Below are 21,508 nucleotides of genomic sequence, written 5' to 3'. Positions count from 1 at the left end.
CAACCGGCTCAGACCTCCGTCGAGGCCCCCGGCGTCAGCCGCTGGTGGTCGGTGCCGCCCAGGGCGCCGATCTGGCGGTCGTAGATCGGGCGGGCCAGGTCGGTCAGCAGGGCGTCGTGGACGTCGTAGGCGCGCTGCGGCCGCACCTCGCGGACGTAGTCGATCACCTCGGAGATCTTGTTCCACGGGGCCATCACCGGCAGCATCAGCGTCTCCACCGGGTGGTCGGGGACGGTGAGGGCGTCGCCGGGGTGGAAGACCCTGCCGCCGTCGATCAGGTAGCCGACGTTGGTGATCCGCGGGATGTCCGGGTGGATCACCGCGTGCAGCTCGCCGTGGACCTGCACCTCGAAGCCGGCCGCGGTGAAGGTGTCGCCGTGGCCGACGGTGTGCACCCGGCCCGGGAAGGCCGCCGCGATCCGCTCGGCGACGGACTTCAGCGTCCAGATCCGGGCCGTCGGGTTGTTCTCCATGGCGGCCCGGAGCCGGAACTCGTCGAAGTGGTCCGGGTGCTCGTGCGTGATCAGGATGGCGTCCGCGCCGAGCGCGGCGTCCTCCTCGCTGAACCCACCGGGGTCGATGACGAGCGTCTGACCGTCCTTGTCGAGGCGGACGCAGGCGTGGGACTTCTTCGTGAGCTTCATGTCTCCCCATCCTGCCCTGGACGGGGAGGCCGGGCTCACTCGGCGGGCGTGGTCTCCTCCTGGATGACCTGCCGGGCCACCCGGAACGCGCTGTTCGCGGCCGGAACCCCGCAGTACACGGCCGTCTGGAGCAGCACCTCCTTGATCTCGTCCGGGGTGAGCCCGTTGCGCAGGGCGGCACGGGTGTGGAAGGCCAGCTCCTCCAGGTGGCCGCCCGCGACCAGCGCGGTCAGCGTGACGCAGCTGCGGGTACGGCGGTCCAGGCCCGGCCGGTCCCAGACCTCGCCCCAGGCGTAGCGGGTGACGAAGTCCTCGAACTCTCCGGAGAACCCGTCGGCCTGCGCCAGCGCCCGGTCCACGTGCGCGTCGCCGAGCACCTCCCGGCGGATCTTCAGCCCGGTCTCGTACCGGTCGGCCCGTGCGGCCGGCTGTGGGGGTACGGCGGCCGGGGCTATCTCGGCGATCGGCGTGGCGTGCGGCGCCGCGGCGATGGCCGGGTTGACCGGGGCGGCCGGCAGCGCGGTCTGGCCGGTGTCGTACGGCTGCTGCCAGGCGGTGGAGAAGTGGTGGACCAGCAGGTCGGTGACGGCCGCCGGCTGTTCGACCGGGACCAGGTGGGAGGCGCCGGGTACGACCGCGAGCCGGGCGTCCGGGATGCCCGCGACCAGGGTGCGGGCCTCGGCGGGCCCGGTGACCCGGTCGTCGGAGCCGACGAGCACGAGCGTCGGCGCGCCGACGCGGCCCAGCTCGGACCGTACGTCGAACGCGGCGAGCGCCTCGCAGGAGGCGATGTAGCAGCCCGGGTCGGTGGTGCGGACCATCTGCACCGCCCACTCGGTGATCGCCGGCTGGGCCGCGGCGAACCCGCCGGTGAACCAGCGCTCCGGCGAGGTCCGGGCGATCGGGTCGAGCCCGTTGGTGCGGACGATCACCCCGCGCTGGCGGAACTCGTCGGCGGTCCCGAACCGCGGCGAGGCCGCGACCAGCGCCAGCGAGGCGAGCCGCTCGGGGTGGCGCAGGGCCAGCTCGATACCGACCGCGCCGCCCAGCGCGCAGCCGGCGTAGCCGAAGCGCTGCACCCCGAGCGAGTCCAGCGTGGCCAGCAGCCGGGTGGCCAGCTCGGCAACGGAACCGGCCGGGTGGGCCGGCGCGCCGCCGTGGCCCGGCAGATCGAAGCGGAAGACGCGCCACTGCTTGGTCAGCTCCGGCACCTGGCGGTCCCACATGTGCCATGTGGTACCCAGTGAGGGACCCAAGATCAGGACCGGAGCGTCTTCTGGCCCGTCAAAGCGGTATTGCAGGGTGTTCGGTGGTGTCTCACTCACGCCCCAGACCCTCTCACGTCTCACGGACGCCCTTATAACGCGGGGGCGCGGGAAACCGGTCTGACCAGGTTGAAGACCTCGCGGGCGGCATACCGCTTGAGGCATCGGATGATCTCGAGTCGGGTCTTGCCCTCCTGAGTACGGCGCTCGTAGTACGCCTGAGTGCGCGGGTCGTGGCGCAGGCGGGTGAACACGATGCGGTGCAGGGCCGCGTTCGCCTGCCGGTCGCCGCCGTAATTGAGCCGACGCGTGCTCCGACGACCGGAGGAGTACTCGATGGGGCTGACTCCGCAAAGGGCAGCAAAGGACGCCTCGGTGTTCAGTCGCTCGGGGTTGTCTCCCATGGTGATCAGGAGAGTGACGGCGCTGTCCGGACCGATGCCCACCGGTTCGAGTAACTGCGGGGCGTGGCGTTCCACGAGCCGGGTCAGGCGCTGGTTCAGCTCGTCGATCTGAGCGGTGAGCTGTTCGATGCGCTCGGCGAGCATGCGCAACGTCAGGTGGGTGGCCTGGGCCACCGGGTCCTCGTCTACCCCACCGTCGGGTAGGCCGAGGCGCGCGCAGGTGCGGAACAGCTCGGCGTTGCCGAGGCTCGACAGCCGTTCCCGCAGGGCGGGATCGGCTATGACCAGGACGGCCTTGAGCTGGTTGATCGCCTGGGTGCGGGCCTTGACCGCGGAGTCCTTGGCGAGCTTGAATAACCGGGCACTATGCACCGGACCGTCGCCGGACTTGGCCCGGGCTCGGGCCCGGCCACTGAGCACGGCCCGCGCGGCGGCCTGTGCGTCGAGGGGGTCCGACTTCCCCAGCAGCCGGCGGGCCGAGCGGTCGGGCCGGTTCACCTCATATACCTCGACCTGCTGCGCCAGCAGGTAGCGGGACAGGCCCGCTCCGAAGGTGCCGGTGCCCTCCACCCCCGCTCGACGCACCGTCCCCCGCTTACGGGCCCACACCAGCAGCTGCCGGTAGCCGGCCGCCGTCGCCGGAAAGGACTCGGTCCCCAAGATCTTCCCGAGCGGGGAGACCACGGCGGCGACATGCACCTCGCCGTGCGTGTCCACGCCCAGGACGACCTCACGCCGAACCGGAGGATCCGTGCTCGAAGAGGTGCTGCGCTGTCGGCTCGGCATGATAATTCGCCTCCCAGGTGGTGACGTACTGCTGGATGGATGGCACCGGGCTGCTCGGGCGGTCTGAACCGTGATGGCGCCTGATCATCGGCAAGGCCCCTATGGGGACACGCCCTGTGGCTCGGCGGCAGGCAGCATCCCGCAACGGCAGTCGACAGGTCCGTGACTGGACACGTCGGTCATAGATCTCATGAGTCAGACCCCCGTCTAGGGACGGCTCGCGCAACCGTCCCATCGACCCCGGCGCCTCGGCCCCTCCCGACCACAGTCGGATGGCTTCGCCCGAACCAGTGCCCAACGCGGCCGGAGCAGACTGAGAACGAGTTGACTCCCCGCCCATTCGTGACCGGCAATGATGGACCGCCCGGTCCTTGCCGGATTCGGCATGGTTACTGACCTTGCTGGTGTGTTGATCTTCCCCAGCGATCTTGCGCTGCGGGGTATGGGCTGCAGCGGATACGACCAAGAGGCTCGCCCCCTTGCAGGCCAACGGCACCTCTCTGCTATCGGGGCATCGGATTGCCCACTGGCCCTGACCACCCAGGACCAGTGAGGACTACCCATTTTGTGCGTGGGAGCAGGTGCGTACCACACCGTTCTGCACCGCGCAGCCGATCAACAACCGGACCGCAGGTCCTGTCGCAGCTCCACCAGCATGAGCGCGACCGAAACACTCGTCGGATCGTGGTCGAGCGGCCTCGGCAGCATCGCGCGGGCCTTGGCGAGACGCCGGTCGATGGTGTTGCGGTGGGCGAACAACCGGTCGGCGGTGTTCGAAACGTTGTATCCCGCGGCGACGTAGGTGCGAACCGTGCGCTGCAGGACCCGGTCGGATGTCGCCAGATCGCCGAGAGTGCCGGCTACGAACCGCTCGGCCTGACCCAGATCGGCCGTGAGCAGGTCGACGAGGTGCACGTCCTCGTAGCGGACGACCTGCCACGGCGATCCGACCCGGGCCAGAAGGCGCTGTGCGGCGGCAGCATCCAGATGACTCTGCCGGAAACCCGGGAGACCGCCTCCGGGCCGGCCGAACGCCACGCGTACGCCAGGGGCCTTGTCCAAGACGTGCAGAACCGCGGCCGTCGACGGAGCCGTGTGCGCAGGGCCCAGAGCCAGAGCGCGGATGTGCTCGGCGGCAAGGTCAGACGGCGGGTCGCACCGCACATCCGCATGACGTACTCGGCGGCCCGTTCGAGCTTATGCACATCGGCGGGGGAATCGACCCACAAGATCGCCGCGACGTGATGCCCGGCCAGCGGATAACCGAGCTGCTCCTCCGCGCGGCGGCGGCTGATGCGCGCGCCCTGCAGCAGCAGTTGCACCGTCGTGTGCCGTTGCGCCTGGGCGCCGAGGCCCATCTCCCCGCGAACTTCGTCGACATAGGTTCCGACTGCGGCGATGGAGTCGTCGATGTAGGTCGTCAGCGAGTTGGCGGACACCTCGATCAGCTCGCGCAGCTCGTCGCGGTCCGCGGTGGCGGCGAAGCACTGCTCCACCCACAACCCCCACCCGACCCGCTGCGCGGCACGCCAGGACCCAAGCTCATTCACGTCCATCCCGCGCAGCACAAGGTCCCGGGCGAAGATCAGCATCTCGCTGCTCTTGGGCGGAGGTACCCGGCGCCCCGGTTCCCGCAGGTTGGACACCAGCCAGTGGGTCATGTTGGCCTTGTTGAGGCGCCGGTCCGCTTCCGACAGCACGGGATCGTCGACGTACTCGCGCTGCCGTGTCTCTCGTTGCGAGGCCCGCCACAGCTGGTCGGCGACCTCGTCCGGCACCGGCAGCTGGCTTTCGGCGATGTGTCGGATCAGCTCACACACCCGTTCGGACGGGTTCGGCCACAACATCTTTATGCACCGCCATCGTAGGCGCGGAACGGGACTCTGGGGCACATTGCCTCGCGCCATGCGGCTGCCGCGCAAGGTGCAGAGTGCACCGAGCCCGCCTCGATCCCGCACTGACGCGCCCTGGAAAGACGCGGTCCCAGCGGCCACTGTCGACGCGGAACAGGACGAGTTCGGTCCCCCGCCGGCCGATGTGCGACCGAGGAGCGCGATGACCAGCACCGGCGACCAAACACCGCATATCACCTCCGTGCAACCAGGACCCGCCGAATCCCACCGCCTCCGCGGGCGCATCGGCGTCGTGTAGCTGCTGTTTCAGTCGGATTCATCAAGATGTCGCGACACCTCGAGAATCCAGGCGGTTTGTGCGTGTTCATCGCAAAAGGGCAGCGTCTAGCTCGACCACCTCCAGCCGGACGAGACGGCCGTCTGGCGCCGGCTCGTGGCGCCCACACTCGCCACCTTCGGAGTCGTGGTGACTCTGGTGATGGCAACGACGAACATCGGCGTGCACTTCACCGGCGGTAACGCCGTCGTCGGCATGTTCGTGGCGTTGTACGGGGCGTTGGTGTACGCCCGCATCGGCCGGCAGTGACAAGCGACTTGGCAAGTCATCGAAAGGAATGGATTCATGGGCGGCGCGAAGAAGTACGACGTGGTGGTCATCGGCTGTGGGCTGATGGGAGCCGCACTCTCGAGAACCCTCGCAGGGCGGGGTCATTCGGTGGCCGCGTGGAACCGCTCGCCGGAGCGGGCTCTCGCGCTTGCCGACTCGGGGGTCTCTCCCGCGGTTTCCCTCGACGAAGCGGTGCAAGCATCGAGGATCGCCATCGCCTGCACCAACAGCTACGAGAGCACGCGAGCGGCTCTCCAGCCAGTCACCAGCTGGGACACCACCACGTTGGTCAATCTGGTCAGCGGATCGCCCGACGAAGCCGAGGAAATGGCGCGATGGGCCGGCGAGCGAGGCGCTGCCTACCTCGACGGGTTCATCGCCTGCTACCCCAGCGACATCGGCTCTCCCCGCGGCATGGTCGTCGTGTCCGGGCCGGCCGCACTCTGGGAGGAGCACAAGGACATCCTCGTGAACCTCGGCGGCGCGTCACAGCACGTTTCCGACGAGGTGCGCGGCGCCGGGGTCCTGGGGGCGGGCATGCTCGGCGCGTTCTTCATCGCTGCGCTGAGCGCCTACGTCGAGGCAGCGACCTATGCGATCGATCAGGGATTGCCCCCGAGGGCGTTGGCTTCGACTGCAGCGCAGGCAATCGCCCTTCTCGAGGCAGTGACGCCGGAGACGGCGACTGCGATCGCGCGCGACGCCCACGAGACCGATCAGGCGACAGTGAGGACCTTCGGCGAGGCCGCCCGGGCCACGCTGACCGCCCTGCGTGCCGCGGGACACCCTGGCCGGCTGATCGGGGCGGCCGTCGAGAATCTCGACCTCGCCGAGCGGGCCGGGCTCGCCGAACTCGCGTTTTCCGCGCAATGCCAGGTCTTGACCAGGCCAGACGCGCAGTGACGTGTCGACAGGCACGCGTCCGGACACAACCAGTAGCAGTTCAGCTACGCACAGATGTGGTGCACGGTGCACCGCGGCCACCCGCAAGTTGCGCCAGCCCTGTCCTAGCCGCGTTGAGGCCCTACCGCGCACCTTGAGACCCCCCTCACACGTCGGCGCGACCGGGCTCAGCCGGTGGCGACGGCGCCCCATCCCGAACGAGAGTGAATCACGATGGCAAGAACGAACGACACAGCGCTCAGCGCAGGAACAGGCGTTGCAGCCCAGGCTACGGGCAGGCGAGGCCCGCTGATCGGCGTCTCCGCGCTGCTGTGCACGGTGACCATCGCGGTCAACTTCATGCTGGGGCCTCTGCTGCCCCTGATGCAGAGCCACTTCGCCGTCGGCGTCTCGGCGGCGACCTGGGTCCTCACTGCGATGTTGCTGGGCAGCGGCGCCGGCTTCGTGCTCATACCTCGCCTGCAGGACGTCGTCGACGACCGCACGATGCTCCTGTGGTCCGGCGTCCTACTCACGGCGGGCGCGCTGATCCCCGCCATCGGCGACTCGTACCCGGCGCTGATCGTCGGGTCGGCCATGCTCGGCTTCGGCAGCGCGGCGCAGATGCTCCCGGTCGGCTTCCTGCGCCGCCATCTCTCCGGGTCCTCGGTAGCCACCGCGGTCAGCGTCCTGATCATGGCCACCGGAACCGGGGTCGTGGCCGGCATGGTGGGCGGCGGCATGTCGGTGAAGTATCTGTCGCTGTCGACCTTCTTCTACATACTGGCAGCGGCGTTCGCGGTGACCACGGCGGCACTTGTGGTGGTGGTTCCGCGCTCGCGCCCCGCCTCCTCGGCGCGGATCGGCGTGTGGGGAACGGTGTGGATGATCGCCTGGTTGACGCTGGTGCTGCTCGCGATGGCTCAGGTCAGTATCTGGGGCAACGTGTGCTACCTGCTCCTTGGCATCGGAGTCGTCGCCGGAGTCGCCTGGGTTCTGGCGCAGCGCCGGTCGACCGCCCCGGTCTTCGACCTCGCGATGCTGAAGCGGCCGTACGCCACGACGGCCTGCGTGGCCTCCTTCCTGTTCGGCGCCGTCGACGCGGCCTTCGTGCTGCTGGTCACCTACTACACCCAGACCCCGGCCGCGGTCGGATACGGCCTGGGCACCGACGCGCTCGGGACGAGCCTGCTCATGCTGCCGTTCGCGCTGACCATGTTCATCAGCGGCAAGGCGGCGGAACGCATGGTGCAGCAGGGACGCCCCGGCGTCATCCTGGCCGCGGGCGCGGCGCTGTGCGGCCTCGGACTCGTGTGGCTCGCGTTCGCCCACGACCACACGTGGCAGTACCTCGTCGGCTCGGCCGTCGTCGGCCTCGGGACCCGCGCCGGCTACAGCGGCTCGTTCGCGATTCCGCAGCTGGTGGTGTCCGAGGACCAGGCCGGGATGGCCGCCGGCATCCCGGCGACGGTGATGATGATCGGCGCCGCTTTCGGCGCCGCCGTCAACACGATCGTCCTGTCCCTCGCCTACATCCCCCAGGTCCCCGGAGTGCCGCAGCCCCACCTCTACACCGTGGGATACCTCGTCTCCGCCGTCTACATGGTCGGCATTCTCGCCGCGACATCCGTGTCCTCCGCCCGCCACCCGGGCGCGTTCAAAGCCCTGATGGCGCAGGCGGCGTAAGCCGCCCCGCCGACGCACGGAACATCGTGCTCGATCTCGCTTCGCTCGTCGAAGACAGCACCGCCGCTACCCGGACCGGGACGCACTGGTGCTGGGCGGAACCAGGCTCACCTAAGCCGAGGTGAACGCCAAGACGAACCAAGTCGCCGGACTGCTGGCCGACCGCGGCGTCGAGCCCGGCGACAAGGGCGCGCACGGGACAAGAGCGGCTCCAGGTGCAGGTGCTCGAAGGCCACGATCCCTCGAAACGTCCCCAATGGTCACCTTCAGCGAGCCCGACCGGGAACCGCGACGACATGACCGTGCGCGTATCCGTTTCTACGCCGGAGTGTTCGGTCCCCGCCATCGCATGGATCTCCAGGACACATACGACGTCGAGGCTGGTCTCGCTCAGCGGCTCGGAGGTACGTCCGAGCCGCCCCACGCAACGAGACATCCGCGAGCTCGAGTGGCTCGCTCCCAGTCCGCCTCGGCCGCGCGCCTCCCGACGACCGTCCGTCGCACCTTCCCTCGACAGAGAGGAAACGCACTGGTCTGACACCACAGGAACCAAGACGTACGACGTGGCCGTGCTCGGCTGCGGACTGATGGGCGCCGCGCTGGCCCGCAACTTCGCCGCGAAGAGCAGCAAGACGGCCGCGTGGAACCGCTCCCCGGCCAAGGCCGAGGCCCTCGCGCCCGACGGAGTGAGCCCGATCCAGGACATCGACGAGACCGTGCGGTCCTCGAAGCTGGTGGTCGCCTGCACCTCGACGTACGACACGACGCGTGAGGCGCTCGCGGGCGTCACCGACTGGACCGGCATCACGCTGGTCAACATCGGCACCGGCAGCCCGACAGAGGCCGAGGTGCTGCAGGCCTAGGCCGGCGAGCGCGGCGTTCCGTACCTCGACGGCGCGATTCTCTGCTACCCGCAGCAGATCGGCACCGAGGAGGGCCTGGTCCTCTACTCGGGCTCATCAAAGGCGTGGGTCGAGCACGAGCAGACCCTGATGGCGACGGGCCCTTACTCGGCACGGGTGTCAGGCGACGTCAAGGCCGCCAGCGTGCTCGATGCCACCATCATCGGCGCGTTCTTCTCGCCGGCGCTGAACGGTCGAGGCGGCGACCTACGCCCTGGACCAGGGCGTCGCCCCGGAGACCCTCAACGCGTTGAGCGAGATGGCCGGCCAGACCTTCGCCGCCATGGCGAAGGAGTCGGTCACCGCGATCGCGAGCGACCAGCACGAGACCGACACCGCCCATCTGAACGCATACGCCGTGGGCTGCCGCGCCGCGCTCGACGTCATACGGGCCGCGGGCTTCAAGGTCCGGCTGCTCGAGGCCGCCGGGGAGAACCTGAACGAGGCCGAGAGGGCCGGCCTCGGAGAACTCGGCTTCTTCGCCCTCACGAAGGTGGCGCGCACCGGCGGCTGAGCCTCTACGCCGGGGGCTACGCGGCCCATGGGAAATCCACTGATCCTCAGCGCCACCGACGACCTTGGCGGCCCGCCCGCCCGAGACCGGCGCCGCATACGCCCCCGACGAGCTGCGGTTCGCCACGAGGCGCGAGACGTCCGCGCCGCCTGGAACGCCGGTTCTCTCGCGCCGAGTCCGTGGTCCGCGACTGGAGCGACGAGGCCCGGCCTGGTCGAGGCCTCGGGTGGATGACTCGTCTGAGGCGCGACCCGCACCCCCTCATCAATAGAGTCCTCATGCGTCAGTGCAACGGTCGAATCGCCGTGATCACCGGAGCGGGATCAGGCATCGGGCGCGCGCTAGCAGTCGGCCTTGCCAAGCGTGGTGCGCGCCTGACCATCTGCGACGTGGACGAGCGCGGCCTGGCCGAGACCGCCGACCTCGCCGCGGCCCACGGGGTGCCGGTGCATACCGCACGCGTCGACGTTTCCGACCGAACGGCGATGGACGCCTACAGCAAGGAGGTCGTGGCCCACTACAAGACCGTGCATCTGCTCGTCAACAACGCAGGCATTGCTCCCGCCGTCGACGGCTTCGACGTCAGCTTGGCCGTCTACGATGCTGTTCTCGGCGTCAACCTGTGAGGCGTGATCAACGGGACGAAGGCCTTCCTCCTGCACCTCATCGAGTCCGGCGACGGCCACCTGGTGAACATCTCGAGTATCGACGGATTCCTCGCCCAACCGGCGAACAGCGCCTACGCCACAAGCAAGTTCGCCGTGCGCGGGTTCACCGAATCGGTACGCGCGGGCCTGCTCGCCGCTGGTCTCCCCGTCCGTGTCACGGTGGTCCATCCAGGAGGGGTGTCGACCGGCATCGCTACCAGCGCTCTTGAACGAGCTCGTTCGAGTGGCGTCGGCCTCACCGAGCGCCACGTCCAACGCCTCAATACCTTCAACGAGAAGTTGCTTCGTATGCCGCCCGACCAGGCAGCCAAGATCATCCTGAATGGCGTTGCCTCCGGCAGACCACGCATCTTGGTGGGAATGGACGCCCGGATGCTCGATTACCTAGCCCGCATTGCTCCCAAATCGGTGCCCAGGCTCACGGCCTGGATGGAGCACAAGCTGTTCCCCGTCGATGCCGCAGCGGGCCGAGCGCGAACCGAGGCCCCCGCTGCGAGCGGATCAGCCTAAGGCCCCGTTGCGGGACGACCAGCCGTTGTGCTCGCGACACGGCCACTCGAAGCCGAGCGAGGCACGCAACTCGTCCCTGCCGCACGGTGCCTCGGCAGCGCCGTGCGCGACATCGCGAGAGAAACCCATCCAAGCAGCGGACGCCTTCGCCCCGAGATCGGAGAACACATGATGGATCGACGAAGCAGGATCGCCTGCCTCGCGCTCAGCCTGGCCGCACTGGGCGTGGCCGGACCATCCGTTGCCGTCGCGACGGGCATGGAGAGCCATGCCACCGCAGCAGAGGCGCGCCCGAGCTGCAGGGGACCGCTCGATGTGCTCCTGACGAACGACGACGGTTGGTCGGCACCCGGAATCCAGGCCGTCTACACAGCGCTCAAGGCCGCCGGCAACCGGGTGACGATGGTCGCCCCGCTGAAGAACCAATCCGGCATGAGCTCCCGGATCGCGTACGGCGAGGTGCTCGAGGTGACCCACCCGGTGGCAACCGATGACGACATCCTCGCCGTCGACGGTTCCCCCACCGACGCTGTGGCGTTCGCGCTCTACACGCTCCCCGCCGACCGGTACCCGGATGTCGTCGTGTCGGGTACCAACTACGGACAGAACACCTCGCGCGTCACCAACCATTCCGACTGTCGGTGCGGCAACCACCGCCATGGACCGCGGGGTCTCGTCGATCGCTGTCAGCTCCGAGGCCCCTTGGGACTATGACTGGAACGACACGAATCCGCTGGACTTCGAGGGCACGGCGGCCTTCGTGGTCACGCTCCTGCGCACCCTGCAGGAGTCATCCGCGGACTGCCAGAGGCTCCTGCCCAAGGGCCTCGGCCTCAATGTCAATTACCCGTTCGACGAGTTCGAGGGAGTGAAGGCAGCGAAGCTGGACACCATGGACCCCTTCCCGACCACCTACACGCTTCGGGACTACGGCAACTACGAGATCTCCGCCAAGAACGCCGGCTCGGACAGGAGCGATGTCGACTACAAGCTACTGAAGGACGGCTACGCGACGATCACCCCGCTCGACGGCGATCTCTCGGCGACGCGTATCGGCCAGGACCTCTCCTTCGTCACGACGCTGGTGAAGGCTATGAACTGACAGGTGGAGGTTCCCGCCTGTCTGCGGCGCGAGCGCTCGTCCCACGAGTGTGTTCGGGGGCGAGCGCCTTCGGTCGCCCCCTCCCGTAACAACCCAAACGAGGGACCGACTTGGACTGGGGTCTCGTCAACGACGAGACCGAATTCGACTTGCGACGGAAGGACAATCGCGATGCACACGGCCACACAGCTGAAGCCTTCGAGCTTCCAGTACCTCATCGGCGGTGAGGACACGGACCTGGCAGGGCTCTTCCCCAGCTGGACACCGGACGACCGGTTCGGCATCCTCATCGACCGTCCGCTGGGCGCGCTCGGTGCCAGCCTGCTGATCCAGGCCGCCATCGCGGCGTTCTACGACGTGCGACCGGAAAGGCGGGGCAAGGCACCCGCGTACCCCGAGATCTACGCACTCCACGTCGGGGGTCCCCTCGGCGACCACAGCGCCTTCGACTTCTGGCCGCCCCGCAAGGAGGTGGTCATCCCGACACGGAACCCGGTCGACATCCTGACCGCGGTGAACACGCACGCCGTCACCCGGCTGGCCGTGCCCGACGTCTCGGTCGGCGACGTCGCCAGGCTCGAGGAAGGCCCCAGCACCTGGGCGGAGCAGCAGAGCGCCCATGACCGGATCGCCTCCTGCTTCGCGTACGACCCCAGCGGTTGCGTGACGGCCGCTGATGTCGTACTCCGCTCGCTCGACCCACGGGCCGAAGAGAACGCCGATTTCACGCTCAACCCTCTGGCCGGCGCGCAGCAGGTGCTGGCACTTGGCGTCGACGAGCTGGCTGGAATCAGGGTCGGCTTCGACCGCCCCGAGGACACCCACCGCTGGGTCGAGCGGGTCAAAACGCGCGCGGGCGAGGTGCCAGAGCAGAAGAGGGTCGAGCTTGCCCGCGCGCGTGCCCAGGCCGCACGCGCCGACGGCGCCGTACGCAGGGAGAGCTTCCGACGGCTGTCGGTGGACGAAGCGCTGGCGCGCATCGCGGGACTGGCCTGACCCGGCTCCACCAATACCCACGCGGGCATCGTGTTCTCGCTCACGCGCCGTGCGCGAGTGCGCGCAGCCCGGCGGCGGCCAGAGGGCCGGGCGCCTCGCCGACGGCGTCGAAACCGGCGCCTCGGGTCAGCCCCTGGAGGTGGCGGGCATGAATGCCCTCCGCGATGACCGCGATCTTGAAGTAGCCGAGTGCCAGGTAGAAGTCCAGGCGGTCCAGGTCGCGCCCGCTCGCCTTCGCGTAACGGCCCGCGAGTTCGGCCCTCGTCGGCAGGCGCTCACTGGTCGAGGCCGCGGCACCGGCCAGCACAGGGGCGAAAGCGGGATCGGTGTACACAAGGTGCAGACCGAGGTCGGCGAGCGGATCGCCGAGTGTGGCCATCTCCCAGTCCACCAGGGCGCGCACGTGCGACGGGTCGTGCGGGGCGAGGATGGCGTTGTCGATGCGGAAGTCGCCGTGGACGATGGACGCTCCGGCCTCGGGTGGGCAGGCGGCGGCGAGCCGTGCGTGCAAGGTGTCGATGTCGGCGAGGTCGCGGGTGCGGACCCGGGTCCACTGGTCGTACCAGCGCTCGATCTGCCGGGAGAGATAACCCTCGGGACGGCCGAAGCCCGTGAGCCCGATGGCAACGGGATCGACGGCGTGCAGGCCGGCGAGGACGTCCACCAGGGCGTAGGCACAGTCGGTGATCTGCTGGTCCGTCAGGGTGTGAAGCTGCTCGGGAGTGCGGATGACCCTGCCCCCCACGTACTCGACCAGAGAGAACGGCACACCCATGACAGACGCGTCGCCGCAGGCGACCGCACGGGGCACCGGAACACCGCTGCCGGCGAGCGCGGAAATGACCTTGTACTCGCGCCCCATGTCGTGTGCGGAGGGAGTGAGGCCGCCCAGGGGCGGGCGGCGCAGGACCCAGATGGCCTGGCCGTCCGTGACCCGATAGGTGAGGTTGGATCGACCGCCCTGGATCAAGGAAGCCGAGAGTTCGCCGCGAAAGCCGGGGACATGGTCGTGGAAGAACGGGATCAGGGCGGCCAGGTCGAGGCCGTCCACACTGCTCCGGGCGGCGGCGCTCATGACGCACCGCCCTTGCCGCCCCGGCTGCCGGCGCCGCTGTCGTACCGCCGTACGACCCGGCGGGCGATCGCCCATCGGTGCGTCTCGGAGGGGCCGTCGTAGATGCGGAACGGCCGCACCTCCCGCAGGAAGCGTCCGAGCAGCGCGTCCCCGGACACCCCGAGCGAACCGCAGATCTGCAGCGATCGGTCGACCACGCGCCAGATGGCCTCGGCGCTGAATGTCTTTGCGATCGAGGTCGACTGGGCGGCCGAGCGGCCCTGATCGAGTTCCCAGCACGCCTGCAGGATCAGACCGCGTGCGGCAGCGATGTCGATCTCGTTGTCGGCGATCATCTGCTGGACCATGCCGAGTTCGGCCAGCCGCGAACCGAACAGCTCCCGCTCCGCGGCACGAGCCACCGCGATGTCCTGGGCGTGGCGGGCGATTCCCAGCCACCGCATGCAGTGGGTCATCCGAGCGGGGCCCAGCCGGACCTGCGCGTACCGGAAGCCCTCGTCCACCTCTCCCAGGACAGCGTCGTCGGACACGAAGCAGCCGTCGAAGAGCAGCTCGATGTGACCGCCGAAGAGGCTCTCGTCGAGAGTCTCGATGTGCCGGACGGTCTTCATCCCCGGGTTGTCGCAGCCGACGAGAAACATGGTCGCGCCGCCGCGGTCGCCTGGTTCGCCGGACGTCCGTGCCATGACGATCGCGAAACCGGCGCCATCGGCACCGGTGATGAACCACTTGCGGCCGTCGATGCGCCAGCCGCCGGGTACCCTCTCGGCGCGTGTCGTCAGCGCGTTCGGGTCCGATCCGGCGCCGGGTGCCGGTTCGGTCATCGCGAAGCACGACCGGATCTCCCCGGCGGCGAGCGGCCGCAGATAGCGCTCGCGCTGCTCGGGGGTCGCGACGGCCTCCAGCAGATGCATGTTGCCCTCGTCGGGGGCTGCGATGTTCAGCGCCAGCGGGCCGAGAAGCGAGTATCCCGCTTCTTCGAACACCGCGGCTCTGCCGCGCATGTCCAGTCCGTGACCGCCGAGTCCAGCCGCGACATGGGGCGCGAAGACACCCGCCGCCTTCGCCCCGCGCTGCAGCTCCACCCGTAGGGCCTCCGTGCGGGCGACGCCCTTGTGTTGTTCCTCCAGGGGCAGCACGGTCTCTCGGATGAAGCGGGCGGTGCGCTGGGCGAGGTCCGCCACGCCGGGGTCGGGCGTGAGATCGACAGTCATGATCACCTCAGTGGCTTACGAATGTTGTGTCGAGTAAGTGGTGCCGGGAGACCATCCCGGGGGCGGCGCGGCCTGACGTAGCGCCGTGCCGTCCCCGGGTGGCTGATGGCCTTACCGGTCTCAGCGCATCCTGATGCGCGGATCAGAGGCCGTTCGGGTACTCGCGGTACCAGTCGGCGGGAGTGAGCGCGTAGAACCCGGTCGTCCCGGCTTCACCCTCGTAGATGACCTCGACACCCCTCGGGATGGTCACGACATCGCCGGGGCCGGCTTCGAGTACCTCGTCACCGAACGTGAGCCTCAGGGTTCCAGTGAGGACGCACATGACCTCCTCGTACGGCAGCTTCCAGGGCGCGGTCGCCCCACCCTTGTCGAAGCGGGCGATCCCGCCCCCGAGCTGGGACAGACCCGTCTTCTGCGTGCGCATCTCGACGGTCATGGGACCGTTCTCGATGACGTACTTCTCGACCCTCGGCGCGAGCTGGGGCTTCAGTTCCTCACTCATCTCGTTCTCCTTACTGTGCGATCGGGTGGCCTACTGGGCGGTCCAGCCGCCGTCGACGTACATCGACTGTCCGGTCATGAAGTCGGAGGCCCGGGACGCGAGGAACACGGCCGCGCCCACGAAGTCGGTGGTCTGCCCCCAGCGCCCCATCGGGGTGCGCTGGATGATCCAGCGGCTGGACGCCTCGTCGTTCACGGAGTGTGCGGTCATGTCCGTGACCAGGAAGCCTGGGCACAGGGCGTTCACCTGGACGCCCTTACGCGCCCACTCCAGGGCGAGAGCCTTCGTCAGGCCAACGACCGCGTGCTTGGACATGATGTACGCGGTGTTGTCCCGGAGGCCGACGCTGGCGAGGATCGAGGCGATGTTGATCACCTTGCCGTAGCCGCCGGAGTTCTGCAGGTGCGGCGCCGCGGCCTGACAGAGAAGGAACACCGACCGGTTGTTGAGGTCGATGACACGCTGCCAGGTCTCGCGGGACGTGTCCTCGATCGGGGAGTCGTGGTCGTCGGCAGCGTTGTTGACGAGGACGTCGATCCCGCCGAGGTCCTGCGCGACCGAAGCGACGGTCGCGGTGATGGACTCGGGGTCGGACAGATCCGTGGAATAGACGAAGGCGTTGCCGCCTGCGGCTTCGACCAGCGCCTTCGTCTCCTTCAACTTGTTCTCGCTCCGCGCGACACACGCGACCGTGGCGCCGAACGAAGCGCAGCCGACGGCGAGTTGCCGTCCGAGACCCTTGGAGGCTCCGGTCACGAGGATCCGTCGGCCGGTGAGGTCGAACATTCCGGGGCCGATCTCGTCGGGCTCCAGGGCGTTGCTGACTGGCATTGATCTCGCTCTTTCTCGTGGGGGAGTTTTGGTCAGGTGCGTGCGAAGGACTGCGCGCCGGATTCGGCGTCGGCACCCAGCTCGGCTTCGATCGCCGCCCCGATCTCCAGATCGATCGTGGCCTCGAAGCTCGCCTGCAAGCCTCGGTTGACCAGGTTCTTGGCGGCGCCGACCGCCCACCTGGACTGTTCGCCGAGCACCTGGATCGCACTGTTCACAGCGATCTCCAGGCCGGTTCCGGGAACTGCCTCCGTCACCAGCCCCCATGACGCGGCCTCTGTTCCGCTCAGGGGCCGTCCCATCAGCAGGAGGGACTTCGCGCGCACCGGTCCGACGGTCTTGGGCAGCAGGTTGGTGAAACCGTTGGTGACGACGCGCCCGACCGACGCCTCGGTGAACTGGAAGACACACTCCTCGGCGACGATCACGATGTCACCGCTGAGCGCGATCTCGGCCCCGCCGCCGATCGCGTAGCCGTGCACCTGCGTGATGATCGGCACGCTGCACTCACGCATCGCGTGTGCCACGCGCTGCATGCGCTGGGCCACGGCTCGGGCGCTGACGGTGTTGAGGCGCCCTTGAGCGGCGGCGTGCTTGAGGTCGTGCCCGCTGCAGAAGGCACGTCCGGCGCCACGGATGATGACGGCGACGGTGTACTGCTCGACCGTCCGAAGCTGCTCGACGAGCCCGTCGAGCATGTCGTCGCTGAGTGCGTTGAGCCGTTCCGGCCGGTTCAGCGTGAGGGTCAGCACGCCGTCGGCGCTCTCCGCTATCAGGTCACGTGCAGTCATGAGGTGGCTCCTGTCTTGAGGTGATCGACGAGGCGGGTCCCCCAGATCGAGTCGATGAGGCGGGCGGCGTTCCCGCGCGTGTACTTGTCGTACGACTCCTCGCTCAGCTGGAGGTAGTCGAGCTCCGGGATGAGCCGTTCGTGGCGCATCATGGGCCAGTCGCTGGCCATGAGGACCTGGTCGGAGACCATGGTGTTCATCCAGTGAGCGACCGGCTCCCAGCCGCCCTTCGGTCCCACCATCCGCTTGGGGGCCACTGCTCCGAAGTCGGCGTAGACATTGCGGTGCTTCCAGAGCACCGCCAGCGTCTCCGTGACCCACGGCCAGCCACCGTGGCTCGCGACGATCACGAGCCCCGGGTAGGCGCACGCGATCTCGCACAGGGCCGAGGGGTGACCGAACGAAATGGGCCCGGTCTCACTGAAGTTGATGCCGCTGTGCACGGTGACGGGGTGCCCGTTCTCCTGGCAGTACTTCAGCAGCGGCGCCGCGATCGGGTGGTTCGCGGCGACCTTGAGGAAGCCAGGCTGGAAGTTCCAGCCACGGAGACCGAGATCGTCGTGAGCGTGCTTCAGGATGTCGAGCGCGTTGGGAAGCCGGGGATCGGTGGTCGCGATGCCGGCCACCAGACGATCGGGGTACGCCGTGACGGCGCGGTGGACCTGTTCGTTGACGGCGACGGGGTCGCCTGCCTCCCACTCCGCCTGCATGACGCCGATGACGTCGTGCTTCTCCATTTCGGCGATCAGGTGGGTCAGGGACCGACCGCCCGTGAACTCTTTTCCGTAGACCCGGGTGTAACCCTCGCTGTCCGTGCCCTCGAAGTCGACGCTCGTCGCCTCGTCCGCGGGCCGGATTCGAAAGTCGATATAGCGTGCGTTCATGTCGTTTGAGCTCCTGATCTTGCATCCGTTTCGAAATAGGTGTTGAGGATTTCCCTCGGATCCATGTCACGCGCCTCACCGGAAATCCCGATACGGCCGTTGACGAGGACGTAGGCCCGTTTCGCCAGCGCCAGTGCGACGGCCGCGTCCTGTTCGACCAGGACGACGGTGAGACCGTCGGCGGCGATGCGGGCGATCATGTCTGCGACGATGCCCGCGATCCGCGGCGAGAGGCCGAGGGTCGGCTCGTCGAGCAGAAGGAGGTCGGGCTCACGCATCAGAGCGCGGCCGATCGCCACCATCTGCTGCTCGCCCCCGCTGAGGGTCCCGGCCGCTTGCCGGCGCCGTTCCGCGACCCGCGGAAACATGTCGAATATCTCGGCCATCTTGTCCTTGTTCGGCCGAGGATCACGCAGGCCATAGGCGCCGAGGAGCAAGTTCTCCTCGACAGTCATCTGCCCGAAGAGCTTCCGGCCCTCGGGGCTCATCGCCACCCCGGGCCGGATGATGCCGGTCCGGCCCTTGACCTCCGCTCCGGTGGAGTCGACGATCCGCCCCGCGGTCGGCTTGAGAATGCCCGCGATGACATTGAGTGCGGTCGTCTTCCCCGCGCCGTTCGCGCCGAGGACGGCTGTTGTCGCACCGGCGGCGATGTCGAGGTCGATGCCATCGAGGGCGGGACCCTGTCCGTAGGAGACCGTGACGCCGCGCAGGCTGATCGCGTTACTCGCCATGACCGGCCGCCTCCTTTCCCTGTCCGACGTACGCCTCGACGACGGCTGGGTTCGCCGCCACCTCGGCCGGGTCGCCTATGGCGATGACACGCCCGAAGTCGAGCGCCAGGAATCGGTCGCAGATCTCGAGCATCACGTTGATCCGGTGCTCGATCAGAATGACCGTGATGGGGAGCCGGGCCCGGACGGCCTCCAACGCCGCGATCATGTCCCCGACTTCGGCATCGGACAGACCCGCCAGCGGTTCGTCGAGGCACAGGACTTTCGGGTTGGTTGCCAGAGCGATGGCGACACCCAGGCGTCGGCGCGCTCCGTAAGGGAGCGATCCGGCCGGCGTGTTGTCCCACTGGCCGAGGCCGACGATGTGGGTGAGCGCACGGGCCCGGGTGAGGTCCGCCGTCGACGCCGCGATCGGCCGGAACGCGGTCGACAGCGCCGACTTCCTCTCGTTCCCGATTCCGACGACGACGTTCTCGATCACCGAGAGCGAGTCGAACGCGGCAGCACCCTGGAAGGTGCGGGTGAGCCCTTCGGCGACGCGCTTGTGCGGCGGCACCCCGGTGAGAGAGCGCCCGGAGAGGACGACCTCTCCCGACGTCGGCGGCCGGAAACCGCTCAGCACGTTGAACAAGGTGGTCTTTCCGGCGCCGTTCGGCCCGATGATGCCGAGGATCTCGCCCGCCTGCACGGTGAATTCCACGTCCGTGAGCGCCTTGACCCCGCCGAAGTCCTGGCTGACACCGGTGACCGTCGGAACAGGCCCGCTTGTCGCCGGCCGTGAGATGAGCGGGGGCAGATCAGCAGGCGCCGGCAGCTCATCGCTCACGTCGTTTCGCCGGGCGGCGGATCCGGCACCGAACCGCTCGATGACGGCGGTCACCACACCCCGCGGCAGCACCATGAGGATGCACAGCGTCACCGCGGCCACGACGATGCCGACGTAGGCATCGGACCAGCGCACGGCGACGGGAAGTGCGCCCAGGATCAGCGTTCCCACGACCGCGCCGGCCACGTACCGGCGCCCGCCGAGGATGACGTAGGTGAGCACGTAGATCGAGAGCCACATGCTGAAGGTGGCGGGGGCGATGAACGCCATGTAGGAGGCGAACAGCCCGCCTGCGACGCCCGCGACGAACGCTCCGAGCACGAACGCCGAGAGCTTGCGCCGGAACGTGGCGACACCGGCCGCCGCCGCGAGGTCCGCCGCATCACCGATGGCCCGCAGCTCCAACCCCCAACGGGAGCGGTCGAGAGCGGTGAACACCACGACGACCAAGAGGCCGAACGTGAGAGAGACGAAGTAGAAGTCGTCGACGGTGCTCACACCCTCCGGCTGAGGAATGCCGACGATCCCGCTGAATCCCCCCGTCAGTCCCTTGAGGTACTGGAGCAACGAGGTGATGACGATGAGGAAGCCGAAGGTCATCAGGAAGAAGTAGGAGCCGGTGGTCCTGAGACTCGGAATCCCGATGATCAAGGAACCGAGAGCGGCCACGAGTCCGGCTGCCGGCAGGGCCAGCCACACGTTCCAGCCGTGCTCGGTGGAGAGGATGGCGACGGTGTACGCACCGAGCGCATAGAAGCTTCCGTGGCAGAACGACGCCTCACCAGCGACGAGGAGGGGGCGGAGGGTCACGGCGAGCACGATCGACAGCGACGTGATCACGCCGACGTGGAGGTAGTAGCCGGACTGGGTGAGCCCGAAGAGCACCGCTGCGACGCTGAACACCGCCATGACCACCGTCGAGGGCCGCGCCCACGCGGATCTGGAACCGTAAAGGGAGGAGGGGGCGTTACTCATGGCCGAACAACCCCTTGGGCCGGAGGGTCAGGACGACGAGGACGAGCGCGAAGCTCATCCAGACGGACGCCTGCGGAGTCCAGTAGGTGGAGACGCCGCTCTGGACGATGCCGATGACCAGCGAGGCGACCAGCGCACCGCCGACACTGCCCATGCCGCCAAGGATGATCGCGACGAAGCCGAGCAGCAGGGGCGCCTCCCCCATGCTGGGGAGAAGGGCCTGTTCAGGTGCGACGAGGGCGCCCGCCGCTCCGGCGAGTGCACCACCCAGGCCGAAGGTGAGCGTGCTGATCCGGTTGGGCTCGATGCCGTGGAGTCGCGCGGCGGACGGGTACTGCTGCACGGCACGCATCGCTCGTCCGAACGAGGTCCGGTAGACGAGGAAGCCGAGCGCGAGGACGAGGACGACGGCCGCACCGATGACGAAGAGCCGCTGGCCCTGCATCGTCAGGCCGGCGAACGTGACGGTCACGTCGTCCAACGGTCCGCGGACGCCGCGGGACGCGCCTCCAAAGACCAGGAAGGCGAGGTTCTGGAGGAGAAGCGTCAGGGCGATCGCCGCGATCGCTCCTTCGAGACTCAGGCCATGGAACCTTTTGAACACCAGCAGGTCGAGTCCGATGGCCACCGCCGCGATGACGAGTGCGGCAAGAACGATGGCGACGAGGTAAGGAACAGACAGCCTTCCCGTGAACAGGTAGGTCGCGTAGGCGCCGAGCATGAACAGCACCCCGTGGGCGAAGTTCACGACGCGAAGGATTCCGAAGACCAGCGTCAGACCGACGGCGACAAGCGCGATCGCCGCGCCGGCCGAGACGCCGTTGAAGAGAACCTGTGCCACTTCCATACCTCGT

The 21,508-nt window shown here is 68.5% G+C and carries 21 protein-coding genes and 1 pseudogene; 8 read left to right on the top strand and 14 right to left on the bottom strand.

Features of this window, described 5'->3' with window-relative positions:
* Positions 1-8: 8 nt before the first annotated feature.
* The 5 genes from AB0D93_RS23810 to AB0D93_RS23790 all read right to left on the bottom strand — a co-directional run bounded on the left by AB0D93_RS23810 (position 9) and on the right by AB0D93_RS23790 (position 4,946).
* Positions 9-644 carry an MBL fold metallo-hydrolase gene (locus AB0D93_RS23810; protein WP_362122420.1) on the bottom strand — a complete coding sequence of 212 codons (636 nt, stop codon included), beginning with the start codon at positions 642-644 and terminating at the stop codon, positions 9-11.
* Positions 645-679: 35 nt separating this feature from the next.
* Positions 680-1,969, bottom strand: a complete 1,290-nt coding sequence (pcaC, locus tag AB0D93_RS23805; protein WP_362122418.1) for a 4-carboxymuconolactone decarboxylase — start codon at positions 1,967-1,969, stop codon at positions 680-682.
* Between the two features lie 32 nt (positions 1,970-2,001).
* The gene (locus AB0D93_RS23800) at positions 2,002-3,099 is read right to left on the bottom strand and encodes an IS110 family transposase (protein WP_362122416.1); all 1,098 of its coding nucleotides are present in this window, start codon (positions 3,097-3,099) and stop codon (positions 2,002-2,004) included.
* Between the two features lie 615 nt (positions 3,100-3,714).
* Entirely contained in the window at positions 3,715-4,014 is a 300-nt protein-coding gene (locus AB0D93_RS23795) for a helix-turn-helix domain-containing protein (RefSeq protein ID WP_362122414.1), read from the bottom strand.
* Positions 3,960-4,946, bottom strand: coding sequence for a hypothetical protein (locus AB0D93_RS23790; protein ID WP_362122412.1), 987 nt, complete (start codon positions 4,944-4,946; stop codon positions 3,960-3,962). Before AB0D93_RS23790 ends, AB0D93_RS23795 begins: the two co-directional genes overlap by 55 nt.
* 628 nt (positions 4,947-5,574) lie before the next feature.
* On the opposite strand from AB0D93_RS23790, the gene AB0D93_RS23785 reads away from it, so the two are divergent.
* The 8 genes and pseudogenes from AB0D93_RS23785 (at position 5,575) to AB0D93_RS23750 (ending at position 12,819) form a co-directional block, all read left to right on the top strand.
* Entirely contained in the window at positions 5,575-6,462 is an 888-nt protein-coding gene (locus AB0D93_RS23785) for an NAD(P)-binding domain-containing protein (protein ID WP_362122410.1), read from the top strand.
* A gap of 213 nt (positions 6,463-6,675) precedes the next feature.
* Positions 6,676-8,127, top strand: a complete 1,452-nt coding sequence (locus tag AB0D93_RS23780) for an MFS transporter (protein WP_362122408.1) — start codon at positions 6,676-6,678, stop codon at positions 8,125-8,127.
* Positions 8,128-8,423: 296 nt separating this feature from the next.
* Positions 8,424-8,990 (top strand): NAD(P)-binding domain-containing protein, encoded by a 567-nt coding sequence (locus tag AB0D93_RS23775; protein ID WP_362122801.1) that lies wholly within the window; start codon positions 8,424-8,426, stop codon positions 8,988-8,990.
* Between the two features lie 289 nt (positions 8,991-9,279).
* Positions 9,280-9,543 (top strand): hypothetical protein, encoded by a 264-nt coding sequence (locus tag AB0D93_RS23770; protein ID WP_362122406.1) that lies wholly within the window; start codon positions 9,280-9,282, stop codon positions 9,541-9,543.
* 230 nt (positions 9,544-9,773) lie between these two features.
* Positions 9,774-10,721: pseudogene (locus AB0D93_RS23765) on the top strand (SDR family NAD(P)-dependent oxidoreductase).
* A gap of 102 nt (positions 10,722-10,823) precedes the next feature.
* Positions 10,824-11,435 carry a 5'/3'-nucleotidase SurE gene (locus AB0D93_RS23760; protein WP_362122404.1) on the top strand — a complete coding sequence of 204 codons (612 nt, stop codon included), beginning with the start codon at positions 10,824-10,826 and terminating at the stop codon, positions 11,433-11,435.
* Positions 11,380-11,823, top strand: coding sequence for a hypothetical protein (locus AB0D93_RS23755; RefSeq protein ID WP_362122403.1), 444 nt, complete (start codon positions 11,380-11,382; stop codon positions 11,821-11,823). The genes AB0D93_RS23760 and AB0D93_RS23755 overlap by 56 nt, the downstream gene beginning before the upstream one ends.
* A 171-nt stretch (positions 11,824-11,994) precedes the next feature.
* Complete coding sequence (locus tag AB0D93_RS23750) at positions 11,995-12,819, top strand: hypothetical protein (RefSeq protein WP_362122401.1); 825 nt, start codon at positions 11,995-11,997, stop codon at positions 12,817-12,819.
* Between the two features lie 40 nt (positions 12,820-12,859).
* On the opposite strand, the gene AB0D93_RS23745 is transcribed toward AB0D93_RS23750, so the two are convergent.
* From AB0D93_RS23745 to AB0D93_RS23705, 9 genes are all read right to left on the bottom strand, one after another.
* A complete protein-coding gene (locus AB0D93_RS23745) occupies positions 12,860-13,894 on the bottom strand; it encodes a phosphotransferase family protein (RefSeq protein WP_362122399.1) in 1,035 nt (344 codons plus the stop codon).
* On the bottom strand, positions 13,891-15,108 hold the full coding sequence (locus AB0D93_RS23740) for an acyl-CoA dehydrogenase family protein (protein ID WP_362122398.1): 1,218 nt from the start codon (positions 15,106-15,108) through the stop codon (positions 13,891-13,893). The genes AB0D93_RS23745 and AB0D93_RS23740 overlap by 4 nt, the downstream gene beginning before the upstream one ends.
* Positions 15,109-15,250: 142 nt before the next feature.
* Positions 15,251-15,613 carry a cupin domain-containing protein gene (locus tag AB0D93_RS23735; RefSeq protein WP_362122396.1) on the bottom strand — a complete coding sequence of 121 codons (363 nt, stop codon included), beginning with the start codon at positions 15,611-15,613 and terminating at the stop codon, positions 15,251-15,253.
* 30 nt (positions 15,614-15,643) lie between these two features.
* Entirely contained in the window at positions 15,644-16,444 is an 801-nt protein-coding gene (locus tag AB0D93_RS23730) for an SDR family oxidoreductase (protein WP_362122394.1), read from the bottom strand.
* A 32-nt stretch (positions 16,445-16,476) separates the two neighbouring features.
* Positions 16,477-17,235 carry an enoyl-CoA hydratase/isomerase family protein gene (locus AB0D93_RS23725; protein ID WP_362122392.1) on the bottom strand — a complete coding sequence of 253 codons (759 nt, stop codon included), beginning with the start codon at positions 17,233-17,235 and terminating at the stop codon, positions 16,477-16,479.
* Positions 17,232-18,119, bottom strand: a complete 888-nt coding sequence (locus tag AB0D93_RS23720; protein WP_362122390.1) for an amidohydrolase family protein — start codon at positions 18,117-18,119, stop codon at positions 17,232-17,234. The genes AB0D93_RS23725 and AB0D93_RS23720 overlap by 4 nt, the downstream gene beginning before the upstream one ends.
* Positions 18,116-18,853, bottom strand: coding sequence for an ABC transporter ATP-binding protein (locus AB0D93_RS23715; protein ID WP_362122388.1), 738 nt, complete (start codon positions 18,851-18,853; stop codon positions 18,116-18,118). The genes AB0D93_RS23720 and AB0D93_RS23715 overlap by 4 nt, the downstream gene beginning before the upstream one ends.
* Entirely contained in the window at positions 18,843-20,588 is a 1,746-nt protein-coding gene (locus AB0D93_RS23710; RefSeq protein WP_362122386.1) for a branched-chain amino acid ABC transporter ATP-binding protein/permease, read from the bottom strand. Before AB0D93_RS23710 ends, AB0D93_RS23715 begins: the two co-directional genes overlap by 11 nt.
* A 58-nt stretch (positions 20,589-20,646) precedes the next feature.
* Positions 20,647-21,495 (bottom strand): branched-chain amino acid ABC transporter permease, encoded by an 849-nt coding sequence (locus tag AB0D93_RS23705; protein ID WP_362122384.1) that lies wholly within the window; start codon positions 21,493-21,495, stop codon positions 20,647-20,649.
* Between the last annotated feature and the right edge of the window lie 13 nt (positions 21,496-21,508).

Source organism: Streptomyces sp. NPDC048191, assembly GCF_040652655.1.
Lineage (GTDB): Bacteria > Actinomycetota > Actinomycetes > Streptomycetales > Streptomycetaceae > Streptomyces.
This window is presented reverse-complemented; position numbering and strand designations above follow the sequence as displayed.